The 414-nt window shown below is 66.2% G+C and carries 1 protein-coding gene; it reads right to left on the reverse strand.

All coding sequences use genetic code 11. The features are described from left to right. Positions 1 to 414, reverse strand: a 414-nt coding sequence (locus MOV61_RS30250; protein ID WP_408962449.1) for a sulfate/molybdate ABC transporter ATP-binding protein, incomplete at both ends; no start/stop codon positions are given.

Raw genomic sequence — 414 nt, forward strand, 5'->3', positions numbered from 1 at the left:
CCCTGCGCGGACCAATCGAGATCGGCGGGGCGGGCGTAGAGTTCCGCCTTGCCGTCCGCCATGCCGGAAACGTCGATCGCAGCGCCGCTGGCATAAGCCTTGCCGTCGCGCACTTCGGCGGCGAGCACGTTGGCATCGCCGAGGAACTTCATCACGAAGGCGGATTGCGGATTGCGGCAGACTTCTTCCGCCGTACCCTGCTGAATGATGTGGCCGTCTTTCAGGATGACGACGCGATCGGCGAGATCCAGCGCCTCCTCCTGGTCGTGGGTGACGAAGATCGTGGTGATGCCGAGCTCGCGGTGGATTTCGCGCAGCCAGCGGCGCAGGTCATGGCGCACATTGGCGTCGAGTGCGCCGAACGGCTCGTCGAGCAGCAGCACCTTGGGATCGACCGACAGCGCCCGGGCCAGC

The organism is Neorhizobium sp. BETTINA12A, assembly GCF_023006485.1.
In the GTDB taxonomy this organism is placed as follows: Bacteria; Pseudomonadota; Alphaproteobacteria; order Rhizobiales; family Rhizobiaceae; genus Neorhizobium.